The sequence below is a fragment of the Prevotella sp. P4-98 genome, assembly GCF_002251405.1.
In the GTDB taxonomy this organism is placed as follows: domain Bacteria; phylum Bacteroidota; class Bacteroidia; order Bacteroidales; family Bacteroidaceae; genus Prevotella.
Window position 1 is genome coordinate 13,100 of sequence record NZ_NPJC01000012.1, and the last position, 17,347, is coordinate 30,446.

A 17,347-nucleotide genomic window follows, 5' to 3' on the forward strand; every position below is an offset into this window, starting at 1 on the left:
CACTAAAACACTAAAACCTATGACAGCAATTATCGCTATTATCCCCATTATCCTGCTCTTCGTATTGATGCTGGGACTGAAAATGCCCGGTCACAAGAGCGCGTTTATCACTTTGGCTGTCACCGTCCTGTTAGCGCTATTCGTGGCGCCAGCAATGGGCATGATGCCAGAAAAGTTTGCCACTGCCAGTACCTATGCAGTAGTGTGGTGGAGTCTTGTGGAAGGCATACTCAAAGCCGTATTTCCTATACTCATCATCATTCTGATGGCTATCTACAGCTATAACATACTGGTGGAATCGAAAGAAATAGAAACTATCAAACAGCAGTTCACATCGTTTACAGACGATAAAGGAATACTCGTTCTCATGCTTGTATGGGGATTCGGAGGACTTCTCGAAGGTATGGCGGGATTCGGAACGGCTGTGGCTATTCCTGCGGCAATACTTATCGGACTGGGGTTCAAACCGATGTTCTCGGCACTGGTGGCCCTCATCGGAAACACCGTGGCTACGGGATTCGGTGCTGTGGGAGTGCCGGTAACAACGCTCTGCAACGAAGTGGCACCGGGCGGATCGGCATCGGCAGAAGCCATTTGCGAGACATCGGCATTCGCTGTGGTACAGCTCTCACCATTGTTCGTACTGCTGCCGTTTATCATCCTGATGCTCACCGACCGGAAAGCTTGGGCGAAAAACATTGCACTGGCACTATGGACGGGCATCATATCGGTAGTGGTGCAATATCTCTGCGCACGCTATCTGGGATCGGAAACTCCTGCTATCATAGGCAGTGTGGCGGCTATCGTGGCTATCATCATCTATGCTAAACTCTTTGGGAAGAAGAAGGAACATCGTGAGAACGAACGACACTTCACACTCGGAGAGACCTTCCGCGCATGGAGCGTATATCTCTTTATCCTTGTGTTTATCCTTGTCAGCGGTGCACTATGCCCACCAGTCAACGATTTCCTCAAAACACATCTCGTATCGAAAGTGCCGCTGCCGGTCATCGGATCGACGTTCAAATTCGGATGGATATCCAATGCTGGACTTATGCTCTTCTTAGGTGCTACCATCGGTGGAATGATACAAGGACTTTCTTTACGCAAGTTGATGACAGTGCTTGCACGTACTACCATCAACCTGCAGAAAACGGTGGTGACCATCGTTTCACTCATCGCATTGGCATCGGTCATGAACTATAGCGGCATGATAGGGGCTATTGCGGCAGGACTCGTGGCACTGACTGGATCGTTCTATCCATTCTTTGCACCACTCATCGGCGCTATCGGAACATTCGTTACAGGATCTGATACCTCGTCGAATATACTTTTCGCAAAACTACAAGCCAATGTGGCAGGACAGTTGGGCATGACGGGCACATCGTCATTCTATGGCATCTCTGGCTCAGAAAGCAACTGGCTCGTCGCTGCAAATACCACTGGTGCAACTGGTGGAAAGATGATTTCACCACAAAGTATCGCTATTGCTACTGCATCGTGTGATATGCAAGGAAAGGACGGAGAGATTATGCTTTCGGCTATTCCCTATGCGGTGGTATACATCATACTCGGAGGACTCATGGTCTATTTCGGTATTTAATCTGGATGACATAACATACTGACACGGCCTACAACAAGACAACATACACCTATTTATATATATGGAACACGACAACAAGCAACCGGTTTGGACGGACGACGACGTGAAATATATGCGACGTTGCATACAACTGGCAGAGAACGGACTGCTATCCACACGACCTAACCCGATGGTGGGTGCGGTGATTACAGCACGCGGAAGAATCATTGGAGAGGGCTATCACGTGAGATGCGGACAAGGTCATGCTGAAGTGAATGCCTTTGCTTCTGTACGTCAAGACGACGAACCGTTGCTCAAAGAGGCAACCGTCTATGTGTCGCTCGAACCCTGCTCACACTGGGGCAAGACGCCACCTTGCGCCGATCTGATTATCAGCAAGGGAGTGAAGCGCGTTGTGGTGGGCATCATCGACCCATTTGCCCAAGTGCAAGGACGGGGCATCAGAAAGTTGCGTGAAGCTGGAATAAAGGTGGAAGTGGGATTGTTGGAGGATGAGTGTTGGTGGCTCAACAGGCGATTCTTTACTTATCATGCCCAACAACGACCATACATCATCCTGAAATGGGCACAGACGGGCGATGGATTTATCGATGACCATTACCACCCAGTAATGATTTCCAATCCGCAAACGCAAATGCTTTCACACAAACTGAGATCGGAGGAAATGGCTATATTGGTGGGACATACCACTGCTGAGCGCGACAAACCGGCTCTCAACGTGCGACACTGGACAGGACAAGATCCGAAGCGCATCATTCTAACCCATGCACGCCCACTGCAACAACTCATAGATGATCTTCATCAACAGGGCATCCAGTCGCTCATCGTGGAAGGAGGAAGAAAGACATTGGAAAGTTTCATAGAAGCGGGATTATGGGACGAAATACGGAGAGAGCTATCGCCCATGACCGTTGGAGACGGTACTCCTGCACCCCATTTGCCTGCCGACATCGCCATTGTCAGCCATCACCATTATGCCGACAACACCATCACCGTCTATCGCCGCAAACAACATTAAGCATCACAAGCATAATCAGGCTACTACATAACACATGCAGGGATTCCTTTCAGAATCCCTGCACGTGTTATAATAGTTTCTCGCTCAACATTTATTGAAAATATTCTTGATGGCATAAAGTGGATAGACCCTGATGTCATCATAACTACAGAAATTTTCAAGTGATGTACGGATTCCATAGTCAATGTCTTTCTGGTGAAGAAAATAACGCATACTTTGCATAGAACCTTTGATACCCGATTTAACTTCTATTGGACGTATCTTATCAGCAAGTTGTACTACGTAATCCACTTCAGCATTGCTGCCACTCTTCTCCCGATGCCAACAGAAAAGTGATTTTGGTTCGTAACAAGAGGAAGATTTGACTATTTCGTTACCAACGAAAGTTTCTGCGATGGCACCACGATTTACAACTTGTATGTCAGTAGTGGATAGAATATCTGAAAGGTCTAAACCTAAAAGACATTGCAACAATCCAGTATCAAGGAATATCATACGACGATATTTTTCATTGATTTCTGCTCCCAAAGGTATTCCGTTGGCAGACGTATGGGTTACTGGATATACAAGTCCGGCAAGGATAAGAGTTTCAAGTGCTGTTTTAATCTGCTCGCTGTTTCCATCGCAGTTCACCTTGCTATATACGAATTTGCCAAGCCCTTGCTCGGCAACAGAACGGAATACGGCATCAATACGAACAGACGGGACACGCTGGCGATACTTTACAAAATCATCTCTAAACGACTGTATCAGGTCGCGCAATAGGTGCTGACACTCTTGCAAATTACCATCTTGACAATATCTGGATACCACAGCGGGCATTCCTCCCATAATCAGGAACAACCGCAATTTGCGCACGGCTTGCTCATGTATAGGTTCTGGAAGTGGATTAAATGGATTTGCTTTGGCTATCACACTTGCCAACATCTCATCACCCGTAGCCCACAAAAACTCCTCGTAAGAAAATGGATACATAAAGATACTTCTTATTCTTCCAACTCCATAGGATGGTAACGATTCTAAAGCAAACTCCAAAAGAGAGCCAGCCGCTATTAGATGTTGTTCTGGATACTTTTCATAAAAGTATCTTAAACGATTAATTGCTTGTGGGCATGCTTGTATCTCATCGAAAAACAAAAGGGTTTTGCCTGCAATAATTGGCTGATGAAGCTGTATTGACAACAATTGGCAGATCTCTTGTGGTGAATAAGTTCCGTCAAACATATAATGTATGTCAGGCCGTTCATTGAAATCCACTTCTGCAAAGTTATCAAATTGCTCCGAAAGATGCCGTACTGCAGTTGTTTTTCCAACTTGTCTTGCTCCTCGCAATAGCAGAGGTTTTCGGTCTGTTTGCTTTGCCCAGTTCTGAAGTTCTTTGTCTATATATCGTTTGTTATATTTAGCCATATCCTATATGTTACTGGTTTTCAGTCGCAAAGATACCACTTTTTTATGAAATTAAGAATCAAGAATTGGTTAAATTTTATAAAATTAGGGGCTAAGAATTACCTATATCAGAGAAAATTAGGGGCTAAGAATCACTCAAATCAGAGAAAATTAGGGGCTAAGAATTACCTATATCAGAGAAAATTAGGGGCTAAAAGCTACCCAAACCTTATAAAAGTAGGGGCTAAGAATCACTCAAATCAGAGAAAATTAGGGGCTAAGAACAGAATTAAGACATTAGATAATGCCATAATGGCGAAGCGCCAAAAGGATGCCATCATCATCTACACTTGTAGTAACATAAGTAGCAACAGCCTTCAATTCGGGGATGGCATTACCCATGGCGATGCCTGTTCCAGCCTTGAGAATAATGCTCATATCGTTGCCACCGTCACCGAAAGCGATGGTGTGGCTCATATCTATACCTTCTGCCTCTGCCATGGCGATGAGCCCTTTGCCTTTGTCAGCATCGCAATGGGTAATGTCGGTAAACTCCGGATGCCATCTGCCCGACACACAATGGGGCACTTGGGGCATGAGCAACGACTCATGGTGGGCATCAAAGAATGCCGACAACTGATAGACAGGTTCTTCCATAGCCACGTCAAGGGGCGTATCGTAGTCGATATTGGTCACCGCAAGGTCGTGTTCAAAGATACGTGCAATACACTCTTTGCTATTGAATGGCACCATGCGTGACTCGGTACAAACGAGACAAGCATCGTCATTCTGACGACAATCGTTGAGAATCAAATCCACATCGGCAGGGGCTATAGGAACACGACGAACGGTGCGCTTGCCTACAAAGCAATGTGCTCCGTTGGTAGTGATATAGCCGTCAATGAGATGTTCGATAGGTTTGAGATTGTTGAGAATATAATAGGGACGTCCCGTAGAAATATAGATGCGTGCACCATTGGCCTTAGCCTGTGTGAGGGCAAGGATGGTAGATGGTGGTATCTGGTGGGTTTTGAAACTAACGAGAGTACCGTCGATATCGAAGAAAAGGGCATATTGATGATCCATGAAATACAATCTTTATATTGTGAAACTAGTGGGTAAGAGGTTTATTTCCTACCGAAATCGGCAGGAACCTCACCCCATTTCTTGGTTTCCCACTTGATGATGGGGTTCGTCCAAGTATGTGTATTCAACCAACGCTCAGCGCGCTGGATAATCTGATAGAGTGGTTCTGTCTGTGGTGTGCGCTCAAGTTTGGTCTTACACTGACGCTTCTTCACCCAAAGAATGGCATTGTAAGAGTCGCTATAGATGGTTTTTTGCGTTTGTCCTTGCTGTTGCATGAGTGCGAGTGCATGGACTATGGCGAGAAATTCACCGATATTGTTGGTGCCTTTCATCGGACCGAAATGGAACACACGGGCACCTGTAGCTAAGTCGATGGCCTGATATTCCATCGGACCGGGATTTCCGGAACAGGCAGCATCGACGGCCCACGCGTCTGCCGTCACCTCAAGAGGCAACGGCAGAACGGTGTCGTTTCGATAGTCGGGAGGGTTCTGCATGGGCTACATACGCTCAGGAACCTCGATACCAAGCAGTGCCATGCCATTGCGGATGACTTTTGCCACGTTGCGTGCAATAACAAGGCGCACGAGTTTCTTCTGCTCATCGGCCTCGTTGAGGATGCTATAGTCGTGGTAGAACTGGTTGAATACCTTTGTGAGTTCGTAGCAGTAGTTGGCAATGCCACTGGGACTGTAGTCTTTACCGGCCTGCTCTACGGCAGCGCCATACTCGCTCATCTTCTGGATGAGTTCGGTTTCCTTGTCGGAAAGAACTGCGGTGAGTGGTGCTTCGGATGCTCCCTGCTCGCCTGCCTTGCGCAGAATGCTGCGGATACGGGCATAGGTATATTGGATGAAAGGACCGGTATTGCCATTGAAGTCGATAGACTCTTCGGGATTGAAGAGCATATTCTTGCGTGCATCAACCTTCAGAATGAAGTATTTCAGGGCACCCATTCCCACGATGCGTGCAATCTCGTTGCGCTCGTCTTCACTCATATCGTCAAACTTACCCAGTTCCTCACTGGTCTTCTTGGCGTCGCTGACCATGAGTGCCATCAAGTCGTCGGCATCGACAACAGTACCTTCACGGCTCTTCATCTTACCATTGGGAAGTTCGACCATACCATAGGAGAAGTGGACAAGTTCCTTACCCCACTTGAAACCGAGGCGATCGAGGAGTATTGAAAGTACCTGAAAGTGGTAGTTCTGCTCATTGCCCACCACGTAAATCATCTTGTCGATGGGGTAATCCTGGAAGCGCATTTCAGCAGTACCGATATCCTGTGTCATATAGACACTGGTGCCATCGGAACGCAACAGGAGTTTCTGGTCAAGGCCCTCGTTAGTAAGATCGGCCCAAACAGAATTGTCGGCATGACGCTCAAAGAGGCCTTTGGCAAGTCCTTCCTCTACTTTGGCTTTACCCTTGAGATAGGTCTGCGATTCATAGTAAATCTTATCAAACGAAACACCCATCTTTTTGTAGGTCTCGTCGAAACCGGCATATACCCAGTTGTTCATCTTTTGCCAGAGGGCACGCACTTCGGGATCATTATTCTCCCACTTCACCAACATCTCGTGTGCCTCCTTAATGAGAGGAGCCTCCTGCTTGGCTTGTTCTTCGTCCATGCCACTTTCAACAAGTTGCTTTACTTCTTCGCGATAATGCTTATCGAAAGCAACATAGTAATCACCAATCAGGTGGTCGCCCTTCTTGCCGCTTGTCTCAGGAGTCTCGCCATTGCCATATTTCAACCAAGCCAACATAGACTTACAGATATGTATGCCTCGGTCGTTGACAATATTGGTCTTCACTACACGATTACCATTAGCCTGCATAATCTGTGCCAACGACCAGCCCAACAGGTTGTTGCGCACGTGTCCTAAGTGAAGTGGTTTGTTGGTATTGGGCGAAGAGTATTCGATCATCACCAACGGACTATTTTCATTAGCTTGACGCTCACCATAATGTTCATTGGCATTGATATCGTTGAGCAGGGCAAGCCATGCTGCTGGCGCAATGACCAGATTGAGGAAACCCTTCACAGCGTTGAATCCTGCAACAGCTTCGCAATGGTCTGCAAGATACTGACCAATCTCTTGTGCAGTCTGTTCTGGATTCTTCTTAGAAATCTTAAGGAAGGGAAATACCACTAATGTAAGATTACCCTCAAACTCACTACGTGTCTTCTGCAGTTGCACCATCTTTTCGGGCACTTGTTGTCCGTAAAGTGATGATACGGCCTCTTGTGCCGATGTGATTATCTGTGATTCTATATTCATATACCTATTATATTTAGAGTGCAAAGGTACGATTAAGTGAGCAGAATACAAAAAGAAATACCAAATTTCTTTTGGATTCTCGAACGTAAGTACCTAAGATGCGAAGCATCAGAGGTACGATTAAGTGAGCAGAATACAAAAAGAAATACCAAATTTCTTTTGGATTCTCGAACGTAAGTACCTAAGATGCGAAGCATCAGAGGTACGATTAAGTGAGCAGAATACAAAAAGAAATACCAAATTTCTTTTGGATTCTCGAACGCAAGTACCTAAGATGTGAAGCATCAGAGGTAACTACAAAGCCTTTAAAGGCATACGAATAAGCGATAGAAAAAACATACGCCACAGAAAATTATATGCAGAAATGCTTTCGCAATTGCTGGAAATTTCGTACTTTCGCATCAACTAAACACTAAAAAAAATTGCCTTATGAAGAAAATCGTAGTTTTGACAGGTGCCGGAATGTCGGTAGAGAGTGGACTGAAAACTTTTCGCGATGCTGACGGATTGTGGGAAAACTATCCCGTAGCACAGGTGGCAACACACGAAGGATGGCTCGAAAACCCCACTTTGGTGACCAATTTCTATAATATGCTGCGAAAAAAATGTCTCGATGCCAAACCCAATGAGGGCCATAAACTTGTAGCAGAACTCGAAAAGAAATATGATGTGACTGTAGTGACACAGAATGTGGATAACCTTCACGAGGCTGCGGGCTCATCAAAAGTAATCCATCTGCACGGCGAACTCATGAAGGTGTGCAGCAGTAGGGATGTAGATAACCCGCGATATCAGCAACTTCTCACTGCCGAGAACTGTGAAGTAAAGCCCGGCACACTGGCTGGCGATGGATCGCTTCTCCGCCCCTTTATAGTCTTTTTCGGCGAAGGCGTGCCAATGATCAGTCGTGCAGCGGATGAAGCAGAACATGCGGACATCTTTATTATCATCGGTACATCGCTCAACGTCTATCCTGCAGCCGGACTTGTACAGTATGTCAGACCGGGAGTACCTGTATATCTCATAGACCCCCACCCCGTCAATGCTGGTTCCAACGTGCAGCAGATACAGGCTGGAGCCAGCGAAGGCATGCGCCAACTCTCAAAACTGCTTCTTTCAGACTAACGCAAGCTATGGATTATAGGATTCATAAGCAATAATGGTCGCGAAATGTAAACAAGTGCTAAAATACTGATGTTTTCGCACACAGCAATTGATTCATATCAATAATATATGTTTATTTTGCGTAAAATATTCCAAAAAAGTTGCGTCGTTATGAAAATCATCGTAACTTTGCATCGTCAAAAAGAACAAGAGGTTCTTATCAGACATTCGGTTAATAGATTGTTTTAGGTTAGTAGTAATATTTATAGTTTTAGGTTTTTAGTTATTGGTAAAAAGAAAGTTTGAAATATGGATAACAGTGGTCGCCGTGAGGCTCCCATAACTTTCTTTTTTTTATAGAATTTTGTTTCATACAACATATACACGCCGCAAGGCAATCCAATCTTGAGGTTGGAAAACAAAAAGAAAGGATTTTTAGTTATACATAGGCTTTGGATGTCGCTGCTCGTGTTGAGTAGCGGCGTTTTTTTTATTTCCACCCACCATATTTCTCTCGTAAACCACCATTTCATAGCCGCATAATTTATGGATAAAAATTTTGAGTGCTTCCGTTCTGGATAATAGCAGTATAGCATATTAGCAGACTCTATTCTGTTACTATGCTATTCGATGTCCATATCATTATCGCTGGTCAGTACCCAATCGTATTTTTTCACCCATCTCCAGACGGTTGCACGAGAGAGGTTTGTCATATTCTGAATTTGAGGTTTAGCCAGACCTATTCGCATAAGATAACAAACTTGCATCTGCTGCTCTGTAAATGTACCCAATTCTTTCAGTAATCGGTCCTTGAATAATGGGTATAATTCATCTACTGCTTGATATAGCTGCTTCCAATCGGCTGATTTCATATTCTTCTTGCCAGTTGAAGATTGGCGGATAGCGTAGATGACATCCTCTGCTTTGCCCTCCAGCTCTGACTGGTGTAAAAGTTTGATAAAGATCTTGTTTTGATCCATCTTCTCCGACAGTTGTTGCTCTTTCGCTTTCAATGCCTCATCATAATCTGACAATTCAGCATTCACACGCAGAAGTTCCCTATTAACATTCGCCAGTTCGTACGTAGATTTTGCCAAAGACTTCTTAGATTGCTCCAGTTCTTGCTCTTTCTCTACTATGTTTGCTCGAAGTTGTTGAGCATCATTGGAAACTCGCTGTAATTCCGATGACAATGTAACAACCTCTTGCAGATGCTTATTACGCCTTCTCACGTAAAGAATATAAGCGATACTTGCCAAAAGTATTGTTGCCATGACAACAATGGTGAGTGTGTTTTTGTACCGTTCTCTTTCGTCCTTTAGAGTTTGTTCTTTCTTTTGGTCCAGATGATATTGATACTCATTATTTACTGTTGCAGCAAGTTCCTGCCTCTTCCCGAAATCCAGCGAATCACTCAACTGCATATAAATATCTGCATACTTACCAGCGTCTTCCCTATTTCCCGTCTTTTTGCAGATTCGATAAAGAAGTTTTGCTGCATCATACATATTATCTATGTCTGTACCATCTTCTAGAATGCGCTTGCAATATATTGTAGCAGAATCATTCTGGTTTGAAGATTCATAGTATTGTGCGAATGCCATACAAGCGAAAGCTGAGTAATCTATTAAAGGATTAATCTCAATCAATGAAAAGCACTCCTTTGCTCTTTGTGTTTCTCCCAATTCCGAGTAGTCGCACAATAAATAAAAAAGGAAATTTTGATGTTTGGAAATGTCTTTTGATATCTTTATCTGTTCATATGCCAGATTGAAAGCTTTTTTTGCCTGCATGGAGCTATCTAAAGCAAGGTAGGCAGAACCCAAATGAAGATATGGTAGCACACAGTCAGTCTTCAACTGCTTGCATATACTAAGTTCTTTCTCTGCCATACTTACAGCATTGGCATAATTCTGAACCCTATACTGCAAGTAAGTCAGATTTGAGTACGTGTTTCGCATCATAATTGAATCACAATCTTTGTTGTTATGTGCAAAATCTAAAGATTTGAAAAAATACTCTAACGCCTGTGGGGTATCATGTAAGTCACGATATACACTACCAGCATAATAATAAACTTCTTGTTTCTCAGATTGAGAGCCTTCACTTTCAAAATACCCAATAAGCCTTCTTATTAAAATGTCTGAGTTTGGGCTATTGTCTGCTTTGTCATTCAAGCGTACACGCAGTAAATCGTATTTAGACCTGACATAATCATTGCTTTCTCGTACTTCAAATTCCAATGAATCCAACATGACAAGTGCCGTTTGTGGATTTTCATTGCCTATGTTTTTGATATGTTCCAGATCATCCAAGACAGTTTGTTTAGAACAAGCCGTAGTAAATACAGCAAGGAGTAACCAAATGCAACGAACCAAAATCTTATTCATATTCTTTTATTGTTAATTCTGGTGCAAAGATACACAGAAAAGATGAGTTAAAGAAGGTTTTTACATTCATTAGTGTTTCTTGGTGTTTCACATAAATCTGAAGAATAACAAAACTGACAAAACTCTTATAAAACGTAACTATCTGGGTGTCTGTATAATATAAATAAAAAAACAGAAGGATAACATTATTTAACAGATAGTAGAAACACTTTGAAACACAAAATATTTCCATACAACTCATTTAATGAGTAATTTTGGACCAGAATCAAACATTTAATTATCGTAGTTATGAAAAAGAGAATCTGTTTTATGGCAATTTTGTTTGCCTTCGTAATGCAAAGCTTAAGTGTGTGGGCAGCCACACAAAGTGTTACACCCGTGTACTTACACTATAAGCACACACCAAAACTGGATGGAATGCCGAAGCCATCAAAATCACCTGCGAACTACAGCCTCTCATTGAGCGTGTCTTATAATGCAGATGGGCAGCAATTGGTTATGCAAGACTCTTCTGGTGAAGTATACACATACTATATATTAAATGAGAATGAGGAAGTCGCATCACAAGGCATATTGGATTTCAGCAGTACAGATTATCATACTGTCGACCTTTGGGCTTACCTTAGTGGAGCATACACCTTAGTCATTGTGCATGGTGGGCATACTTTCTGTGGCACGTTTGATGTTGATTAGATTCTGACTCAACATCATTTCAGAGAGAAACCAATCTACATAAAAGAAGCGGAAGTAAAATAGTTAAAGAGGTTCTGCTTTAGTTTGTTAGGTCAGAAACACAATGAACAAACTTTTCCCTGTTTTTTATTCTAAACTACTTTTGCTGTGCATAAACCTATATCAATATCAGTTTAAAGATAATAATAATATGATTCATAATCAAGTATTACTCACTAATGGATGCTTTTGTGATAAAATAGAAGCTCATGTCAAAGGAATTCCACATTATGCTTTTTCAGTAATGATATTTGATTCAAAGAACAATCTTTTATTGCAACGGAGGGCAAAATCAAAGTACCATTCTGGTGGATTGTGGAGTAATGCTTGCTGTGGCCATCCTTTGGTAAACACCTCAATTGATATCATAAATAAAGCAGCAGCAAAGAGGCTTGAAGAGGAAATGGGGATATGTAGCAAATTGCAATATAAATATAGTTTCAAATATCAAGTAGGTTGTGGTGCTCTAACTGAAAATGAAGTAGATTATGTTTTTGAGGGCATTTATGATTGCGAAACTCCTATATCTTATAACAAAATTGAGGTGGAAAACTATAGATGGGTCACTCGTGAAGAATTGATTAAAGATGTACAATCAAATCCCTATGCATATACTTCGTGGTTTCGAATAATACTTAATCATTATCAAATATGGGATTAATCTCTCTACAATGTTTAACAATTAATTTTTTATTAGTAATGAAAAATTTTAAAGAGCTGTTAGATTCTTTGAATCTAGAAGAATTGTCAAGTCGTGAAGAACTTGCTGTAATGGAAACTCAGGCACATGATCCGTATACAGATCGTGACGAACCTGGTATGTGGTTGCTTGGGTGGAAAATCGCTGATTGAGAATTTGCTTCTATACATATTTGTGTATAGAAGCTTAAATCTGTATTTATGAGAGATGATATTAAAAGGCTAAATAAAAGGATAAAAGAGGAAATTCTTATCCTTCCCGTTAGGCAATGTACCAAAGATAGCCTTGAAAAAGCTATCTTTGGAAGTCTTTCTTTCTATACATATTTGCCATTAGACATTCTTGATACAACTAAAGATAGAGAATGTTATTTGGCAAAAACAATAGACCTTAGTCTATATGCTATACTTTATGTGGCATCAGTAGTTTTTACAGATAAGCTATTTGATCACCAGATGAATATAAAATCTCATAAACTCTTTGTCGAGTATAATTTTTTTATAAAAGAATATGCTGTTAGGGGACTACAAGAAACCATTGGGAGCGAATCAAAATTCTGGATGTCATTTGACGCTTTGAAATATAAATTATTTGCAAATTCAAGTTTTACCAACCACGATTTTAATGGCGGAGAAGAAGAGTTGTTTATTAAACTGTTAAACAAAAGTTCTCTTATTGGCGCCTATATTTCTGCGATGCAAATTATTGTGCAGGAGGAACTGGAGTGGGATAAGATACTTGATGCATTAAATAAATTCCATAAAGCATTTCAACTTGTTGACGATTACGAAGATCTTATTGAGGATGCAAAAAATGATCAACTAAATTATTATTTGTATGTGGGAAAACAATGTATGCTGGAGTCTGAAACTATTTCAAATAATATAAAAGTATTATATGTAGATGGTGTAATTGAACGGGGGCTAAACTGTGCTCTTTTATTCTCAAAAGAGTCAGCAGAAGATTTCTCGCGTTTAAATATGAGGTACTCTCATGCTTTCTCTAAAGAACTATATCAACAAATAGGTAGAATACTGGTAGAGATAAGATTTCTTAAACAAAAAGCAATTGTAAAATCAGAACTGAGCAATAGAAAAATTACTAATAACACAATAAGTTTATCTATCTCTAAAAGTTTGGCTTTTATCAAGAATAGAAGGAATGATAACAATTCCTGGACAGATTTTATGACTCTTGCAGGTCCTGGTACTAATTGGATTACAGCATTTGTTATATCTATGCTTGGAGAATTTCCAGAAAACAGAGAGTATCTTAAGGAAAGCCTAGATTGGTTGGAAAAACAAGAAGGAAACTATAATGATGGTGTAGTTGTAGATGCTGATTCAACTAATTTTCTCATTAAAGCTAAAAGTGTTATGGAAAATGAAGTACATAAAGCCGATATTGAGAAGTGGGAACAGTTCGTACATCCATCAGGAGGCTTTTCTACATATAGAGATAATAGCATAACTAGAGTTCTACATATAAGTCCAGATTCCAATATTATAGGATGGACTGCAGAGCATTATTGTGTTACTGCAGTTGCTTGCTGGATTGCCAAATCGATAAAATGTGGGAGTATTTATGAAAAGGCTCTCTCATATCTTCGTGATGGTATAAGGTCTGATGGAAGTATTCCTTCGTATTGGTGGACAGAAGATCTGTATACAACCGCTTTTGCTGTTATGTGTGGACTATACGGAAAGCCTGTAGAATATATTCTAAAACGACAAGTATCTAAAGGATATTGGACAAATATGGATAAACCATCAGTTTTTTATACTTCATTATGCATTAAAGCTCTTGAGTTGATACCCAATGCCGATTCCAATATCAGATCGTGTATAGAAAGGGGGGTTGATTGGATCGTAAGCCAGCAAAACGATGATGGCAGTTGGGATTCTGAAGAAATCCTAAGAATACCTGCACCCGATATTCTTGATCCTCAAAGTGTAAATAATTGGAAGAGGTCCTCTTTTGGAGTAAATATCATTACTGATGATTACGGGAGAGTATTTACAACAGCATTAACATACAATATACTTTTATCTTATAATAGATATGTTGCATAATATTTTGTTCACAGAATATAATAGGTCACAGTCGGTTCTTCACCTTGACGATGAAAGACATTTTATTATTAGCAATGATAAACGAGCTATATTAGAGAATATGTTAAAAGGCTGCGATGATGATTCAAAAGATGAATTATTCAAACTGCTTGCTGAAAAAGGGGTAGAAGCTAATACATATGTTGGGCTTCAGGAATATCAAATGAAAGTAAAAATTATTCCGGCGAAGGTAATGAATATTTTAACAAAGCCATTTCTGTTTCTTTTCTACGATACAATTCTTTGTGTTGTGTTTACATCATTATTAGGTTATCTTTGCTATGAACTGTTTCTTGCATCGCATACATTCCTTTCTACAACTTTTGCTTTCAATGCCTCTTGGCTTTTGTTAATTATAATGTTCGTTTTTCATGAAATAGGACATGCTAGTGCTTGCAAACATTATGGAGCTCCTATATATGATGTTGGTTTTGGTATTGCGGCTTTTAGACCTGTGTTATATGCTAACGTAACTGGGGCTTGGTATCTAAACCAGAAAGAAAGACTTATAGTAAATATCGGTGGGGTCTATTTTCAAATTATTTTATCTTCAATAACGACTTTTTTATCTATACAATTTGAAAATTCATCATTATTTTATTTGTCAAGAACGATGTTGATTTCTGTATTTTTCCAATTCTATCCATTTTATAGAAGCGATGGTTATTGGATAATATCAGACATAATTGGAGAACCTCATCTATATAAAAAAGCCATCGCAATAACTTCAAAGAAAATCCGTAACTGGAAAAAAACGATTCTAACCCCTAAAGAATTGTGTTTGTTTATATATTTGATGTCTTTTGAATGTGTAATTATGTTTTTATTACTATTTTTTATATATAATAATTTCTCAATTTTGATTAGGCTACCTCAGGAAGTAGTAGTCTCCTTATCACAGATAATCTCAGGAGATTTTCATAGGATTGAAACTGTAAGTTTCCATGATATTTGGGTAGCAATTGTTGTTTTTTTTATTACTAAATTTGTGTTTAATACAATTCATAATAGAAAACGTTCTGCTAATGGGGCAACAGTACGTTCTAAATAACCAGCCCCGTAATAATAAATATGGAGAATAATAAATTAAACGATTTGGTAAATTCTTTGAATTTACAAGAACTTTCTTCTCGTGAAGAGCTAGCAGAAATGCCATCTGCTTCTGAACCAACTCTTGAGGATCAAACAATCACCATCTTTGCATGGAATATTCCGATCTAAGAAGTTTATTGTTCCTTGAACAAGTCGGGTTGCTCCGACTTGTTCAAACTTTAATTGTTTAACAAAATGAAAAGAATACTATTAATATTAATAATTGTGCTTTGGCAGAGTGTCGTTTGGGCACAGATTTCGGTCAAAGGAAAGATTACAGATGTAAATGGAAAAGGTGTAGAGTATGTTAGTGTAGGGGTTGATAGTTTATTTACTATATCTGATGTAGATGGATATTTTGAGTTGAAAATACCTGAAGGACATACTGCTCCTATGATCTTTCATCATATCAGCTATCGTACACAACAACTGCCATTTGACACATTTAAAAGTGGTAGTGTGAGTGTTAAGCTCGAAGAAGATATTTACAATCTTTCTAATATAATAATCTCAAATAAAGAATTGAAAGAAAAAACAATCTCTCATAAAGGTTTTAAAGCTCCAGGTGACGTGGGGTTCAATAATATTAGGAACTCCATCTATGAGATTGGGCCTATTGTAAATAACAAAAATAATTATCTTGTTAGGAGTTTTAACTTTAAGGTCGAAGAATGCACTTATTCTTACTGTACAGTTCGTATTATCGTATACGAGATAAACGACAAAAAATTAACTCCAGTCCAGCACAAGCCGATATATATTGATTTCTCGGACAAAAAACAATTTACAGAGCAAACAATCGAAGTAAAAGAGGACATATTACTTAAAAAGAATCATAAATATTATATAGGTCTTGCCGTGGTTAGCTCTAGTGGTAAGGGAACTATCCATTTTCCAGCATATATACGAAAAGGATATGTAAGGAATCTCACATCTGGAAAAATCAAAAAACTCCCTGCAACTATAGGGCTATCGATGAAAGGATTTGTGTTTTAAATCCGAAAATCTCATCGTCTTATGACTTTGCAATTGATTCCAATATCCCTACGATCATAAAGAAAGATGGTACAACGTTTACCGCTCAACGCTCTGGGCTTGGCGATGGAGACCGTCGCTTCCCCAACACTTTCTATCTTCCATACATAGGGTTCACTAATTAAATATAAATTATTGATAATAAGAAAATTAGCTATTAAAATATTTGCTCAATTCGCGAAAAATGATTACCTTTGAGTGTTAAAACCACAGAAATAATATGAAATACTACTCTCAATATTATGTTCACGACCTGTTTGAGCTCCAACCTATATAATTCATAGGAACAAAAAAACGGGATTGTCTGGAAGCCAAGTGTTGCTTGGCCTTGTTGACAAACAAAGAAAACGTTTATCAGAATAAGTTTCTCACCACATCACCGGCATCTTGAAGAGATGATAACTGCTCTGGGAAGAATTGCAGCCTAAAACAAAACACATGATAGACTATATTGATTTATTTTGCACTCTTCAGAAGAAATAGTGCAGCAATTTTTATGTAGTTATGTCATAAGTGACAAGAGCTTTCTATGTTAAAATCCAAATATTTTGACCATTATTTTTAATTTATGCTGATATTTTATATTCTGGTGAGAAAATTTGGCGATTTCGAACCATAGCAGTGACCAAACGTATGAGTTTGTTCTTTACATTATTCAGTGCAACCTGCTTTTTCTTTCCACGTTCTACGAGTCGCATATAGTATCTTGCGATAACGGGATTGAAGTTGATGGCAGCCAGTGCAGCCTGCGTCAGCATGGACTTTATCCGGCGGTTCGCCATGTAATGTACACGAGGAT

At 40.2% G+C, this 17,347-nt stretch carries 15 protein-coding genes and 1 pseudogene; 10 read left to right on the forward strand and 6 right to left on the reverse strand.

Going from position 1 to position 17,347, the window contains the following annotated elements:
- Nucleotides 1–19 precede the first annotated feature (19 nt).
- A complete protein-coding gene (locus CIK96_RS02725; protein ID WP_094439504.1) occupies nucleotides 20–1,603 on the forward strand; it encodes an L-lactate permease in 1,584 nt (527 codons plus the stop codon).
- 61 nt (nucleotides 1,604–1,664) lie between these two features.
- Complete coding sequence (gene ribD / locus CIK96_RS02730) at nucleotides 1,665–2,621, forward strand: bifunctional diaminohydroxyphosphoribosylaminopyrimidine deaminase/5-amino-6-(5-phosphoribosylamino)uracil reductase RibD (protein ID WP_094439506.1); 957 nt, start codon at nucleotides 1,665–1,667, stop codon at nucleotides 2,619–2,621.
- 84 nt (nucleotides 2,622–2,705) lie between these two features.
- On the opposite strand, the gene CIK96_RS02735 is transcribed toward ribD, so the two are convergent.
- From CIK96_RS02735 to argS, 4 genes are all read right to left on the reverse strand, one after another.
- On the reverse strand, nucleotides 2,706–4,031 hold the full coding sequence (locus CIK96_RS02735) for an ATP-binding protein (protein WP_094389841.1): 1,326 nt from the start codon (nucleotides 4,029–4,031) through the stop codon (nucleotides 2,706–2,708).
- A gap of 276 nt (nucleotides 4,032–4,307) precedes the next feature.
- Nucleotides 4,308–5,096: a Cof-type HAD-IIB family hydrolase gene (locus CIK96_RS02740; RefSeq protein WP_094439508.1), complete on the reverse strand. Its 789-nt coding sequence runs from the start codon at nucleotides 5,094–5,096 to the stop codon at nucleotides 4,308–4,310.
- Between the two features lie 41 nt (nucleotides 5,097–5,137).
- Nucleotides 5,138–5,596 carry an RNase H family protein gene (locus CIK96_RS02745; protein WP_094435267.1) on the reverse strand — a complete coding sequence of 153 codons (459 nt, stop codon included), beginning with the start codon at nucleotides 5,594–5,596 and terminating at the stop codon, nucleotides 5,138–5,140.
- Between the two features lie 3 nt (nucleotides 5,597–5,599).
- Nucleotides 5,600–7,384, reverse strand: a complete 1,785-nt coding sequence (gene argS, locus CIK96_RS02750) for an arginine--tRNA ligase (RefSeq protein WP_094439510.1) — start codon at nucleotides 7,382–7,384, stop codon at nucleotides 5,600–5,602.
- A 429-nt stretch (nucleotides 7,385–7,813) separates the two neighbouring features.
- Here argS and CIK96_RS02755 point away from each other — a divergent pair, with 429 nt between their 5' ends.
- The gene (locus CIK96_RS02755) at nucleotides 7,814–8,509 is read left to right on the forward strand and encodes a Sir2 family NAD-dependent protein deacetylase (RefSeq protein ID WP_094389845.1); all 696 of its coding nucleotides are present in this window, start codon (nucleotides 7,814–7,816) and stop codon (nucleotides 8,507–8,509) included.
- 602 nt (nucleotides 8,510–9,111) lie between these two features.
- Here CIK96_RS02755 and CIK96_RS02765 read toward each other — a convergent pair.
- The gene (locus CIK96_RS02765; protein ID WP_094439514.1) at nucleotides 9,112–10,878 is read right to left on the reverse strand and encodes a tetratricopeptide repeat protein; all 1,767 of its coding nucleotides are present in this window, start codon (nucleotides 10,876–10,878) and stop codon (nucleotides 9,112–9,114) included.
- Between the two features lie 288 nt (nucleotides 10,879–11,166).
- Here CIK96_RS02765 and CIK96_RS02775 point away from each other — a divergent pair, with 288 nt between their 5' ends.
- The 7 genes from CIK96_RS02775 (at nucleotide 11,167) to CIK96_RS02800 (ending at nucleotide 16,509) form a co-directional block, all read left to right on the forward strand.
- Complete coding sequence (locus CIK96_RS02775; RefSeq protein WP_094439518.1) at nucleotides 11,167–11,571, forward strand: hypothetical protein; 405 nt, start codon at nucleotides 11,167–11,169, stop codon at nucleotides 11,569–11,571.
- Nucleotides 11,572–11,674: 103 nt separating this feature from the next.
- Complete coding sequence (locus tag CIK96_RS02780; RefSeq protein ID WP_216820901.1) at nucleotides 11,675–12,271, forward strand: isopentenyl-diphosphate delta-isomerase; 597 nt, start codon at nucleotides 11,675–11,677, stop codon at nucleotides 12,269–12,271.
- Nucleotides 12,262–12,462, forward strand: coding sequence for a hypothetical protein (locus CIK96_RS02785; protein ID WP_094439520.1), 201 nt, complete (start codon nucleotides 12,262–12,264; stop codon nucleotides 12,460–12,462). Before CIK96_RS02780 ends, CIK96_RS02785 begins: the two co-directional genes overlap by 10 nt.
- A 48-nt stretch (nucleotides 12,463–12,510) precedes the next feature.
- Nucleotides 12,511–14,382: a prenyltransferase/squalene oxidase repeat-containing protein gene (locus CIK96_RS02790; RefSeq protein WP_094439522.1), complete on the forward strand. Its 1,872-nt coding sequence runs from the start codon at nucleotides 12,511–12,513 to the stop codon at nucleotides 14,380–14,382.
- Nucleotides 14,372–15,472, forward strand: coding sequence for a hypothetical protein (locus CIK96_RS02795; RefSeq protein WP_094439524.1), 1,101 nt, complete (start codon nucleotides 14,372–14,374; stop codon nucleotides 15,470–15,472). The genes CIK96_RS02790 and CIK96_RS02795 overlap by 11 nt, the downstream gene beginning before the upstream one ends.
- 20 nt (nucleotides 15,473–15,492) lie before the next feature.
- The gene (locus CIK96_RS13165) at nucleotides 15,493–15,642 is read left to right on the forward strand and encodes a hypothetical protein (RefSeq protein WP_158214820.1); all 150 of its coding nucleotides are present in this window, start codon (nucleotides 15,493–15,495) and stop codon (nucleotides 15,640–15,642) included.
- A 66-nt stretch (nucleotides 15,643–15,708) separates the two neighbouring features.
- Nucleotides 15,709–16,509, forward strand: coding sequence for a hypothetical protein (locus CIK96_RS02800; protein WP_094439526.1), 801 nt, complete (start codon nucleotides 15,709–15,711; stop codon nucleotides 16,507–16,509).
- Between the two features lie 605 nt (nucleotides 16,510–17,114).
- Here CIK96_RS02800 and CIK96_RS02805 read toward each other — a convergent pair.
- A pseudogene (locus CIK96_RS02805) lies at nucleotides 17,115–17,347 on the reverse strand (IS110 family transposase); the annotation flags it as partial.

Excerpts from the sequence above, each read along its gene's own strand:
- CIK96_RS02765 (WP_094439514.1), bottom strand. The coding sequence starts at position 10,878 with ATGAATAAGATTTTGGTTCGTTGCATTTGGTTACTCCTTGCTGTATTT.
- CIK96_RS02780 (WP_216820901.1), top strand. The coding sequence starts at position 11,675 with ATGAACAAACTTTTCCCTGTTTTTTATTCTAAACTACTTTTGCTGTGC.
- argS (WP_094439510.1), bottom strand. The coding sequence starts at position 7,384 with ATGAATATAGAATCACAGATAATCACATCGGCACAAGAGGCCGTATCA.
- CIK96_RS02740 (WP_094439508.1), bottom strand. The coding sequence starts at position 5,096 with ATGGATCATCAATATGCCCTTTTCTTCGATATCGACGGTACTCTCGTT.
- CIK96_RS02755 (WP_094389845.1), top strand. The coding sequence starts at position 7,814 with ATGAAGAAAATCGTAGTTTTGACAGGTGCCGGAATGTCGGTAGAGAGT.
- CIK96_RS02800 (WP_094439526.1), top strand. The coding sequence starts at position 15,709 with ATGAAAAGAATACTATTAATATTAATAATTGTGCTTTGGCAGAGTGTC.
- CIK96_RS02785 (WP_094439520.1), top strand. The coding sequence starts at position 12,262 with ATGGGATTAATCTCTCTACAATGTTTAACAATTAATTTTTTATTAGTA.
- CIK96_RS02795 (WP_094439524.1), top strand. The coding sequence starts at position 14,372 with ATGTTGCATAATATTTTGTTCACAGAATATAATAGGTCACAGTCGGTT.
- CIK96_RS02725 (WP_094439504.1), top strand. The coding sequence starts at position 20 with ATGACAGCAATTATCGCTATTATCCCCATTATCCTGCTCTTCGTATTG.
- CIK96_RS02775 (WP_094439518.1), top strand. The coding sequence starts at position 11,167 with ATGAAAAAGAGAATCTGTTTTATGGCAATTTTGTTTGCCTTCGTAATG.
- ribD (WP_094439506.1), top strand. The coding sequence starts at position 1,665 with ATGGAACACGACAACAAGCAACCGGTTTGGACGGACGACGACGTGAAA.
- CIK96_RS02735 (WP_094389841.1), bottom strand. The coding sequence starts at position 4,031 with ATGGCTAAATATAACAAACGATATATAGACAAAGAACTTCAGAACTGG.
- CIK96_RS02745 (WP_094435267.1), bottom strand. The coding sequence starts at position 5,596 with ATGCAGAACCCTCCCGACTATCGAAACGACACCGTTCTGCCGTTGCCT.
- CIK96_RS13165 (WP_158214820.1), top strand. The coding sequence starts at position 15,493 with ATGGAGAATAATAAATTAAACGATTTGGTAAATTCTTTGAATTTACAA.
- CIK96_RS02790 (WP_094439522.1), top strand. The coding sequence starts at position 12,511 with ATGAGAGATGATATTAAAAGGCTAAATAAAAGGATAAAAGAGGAAATT.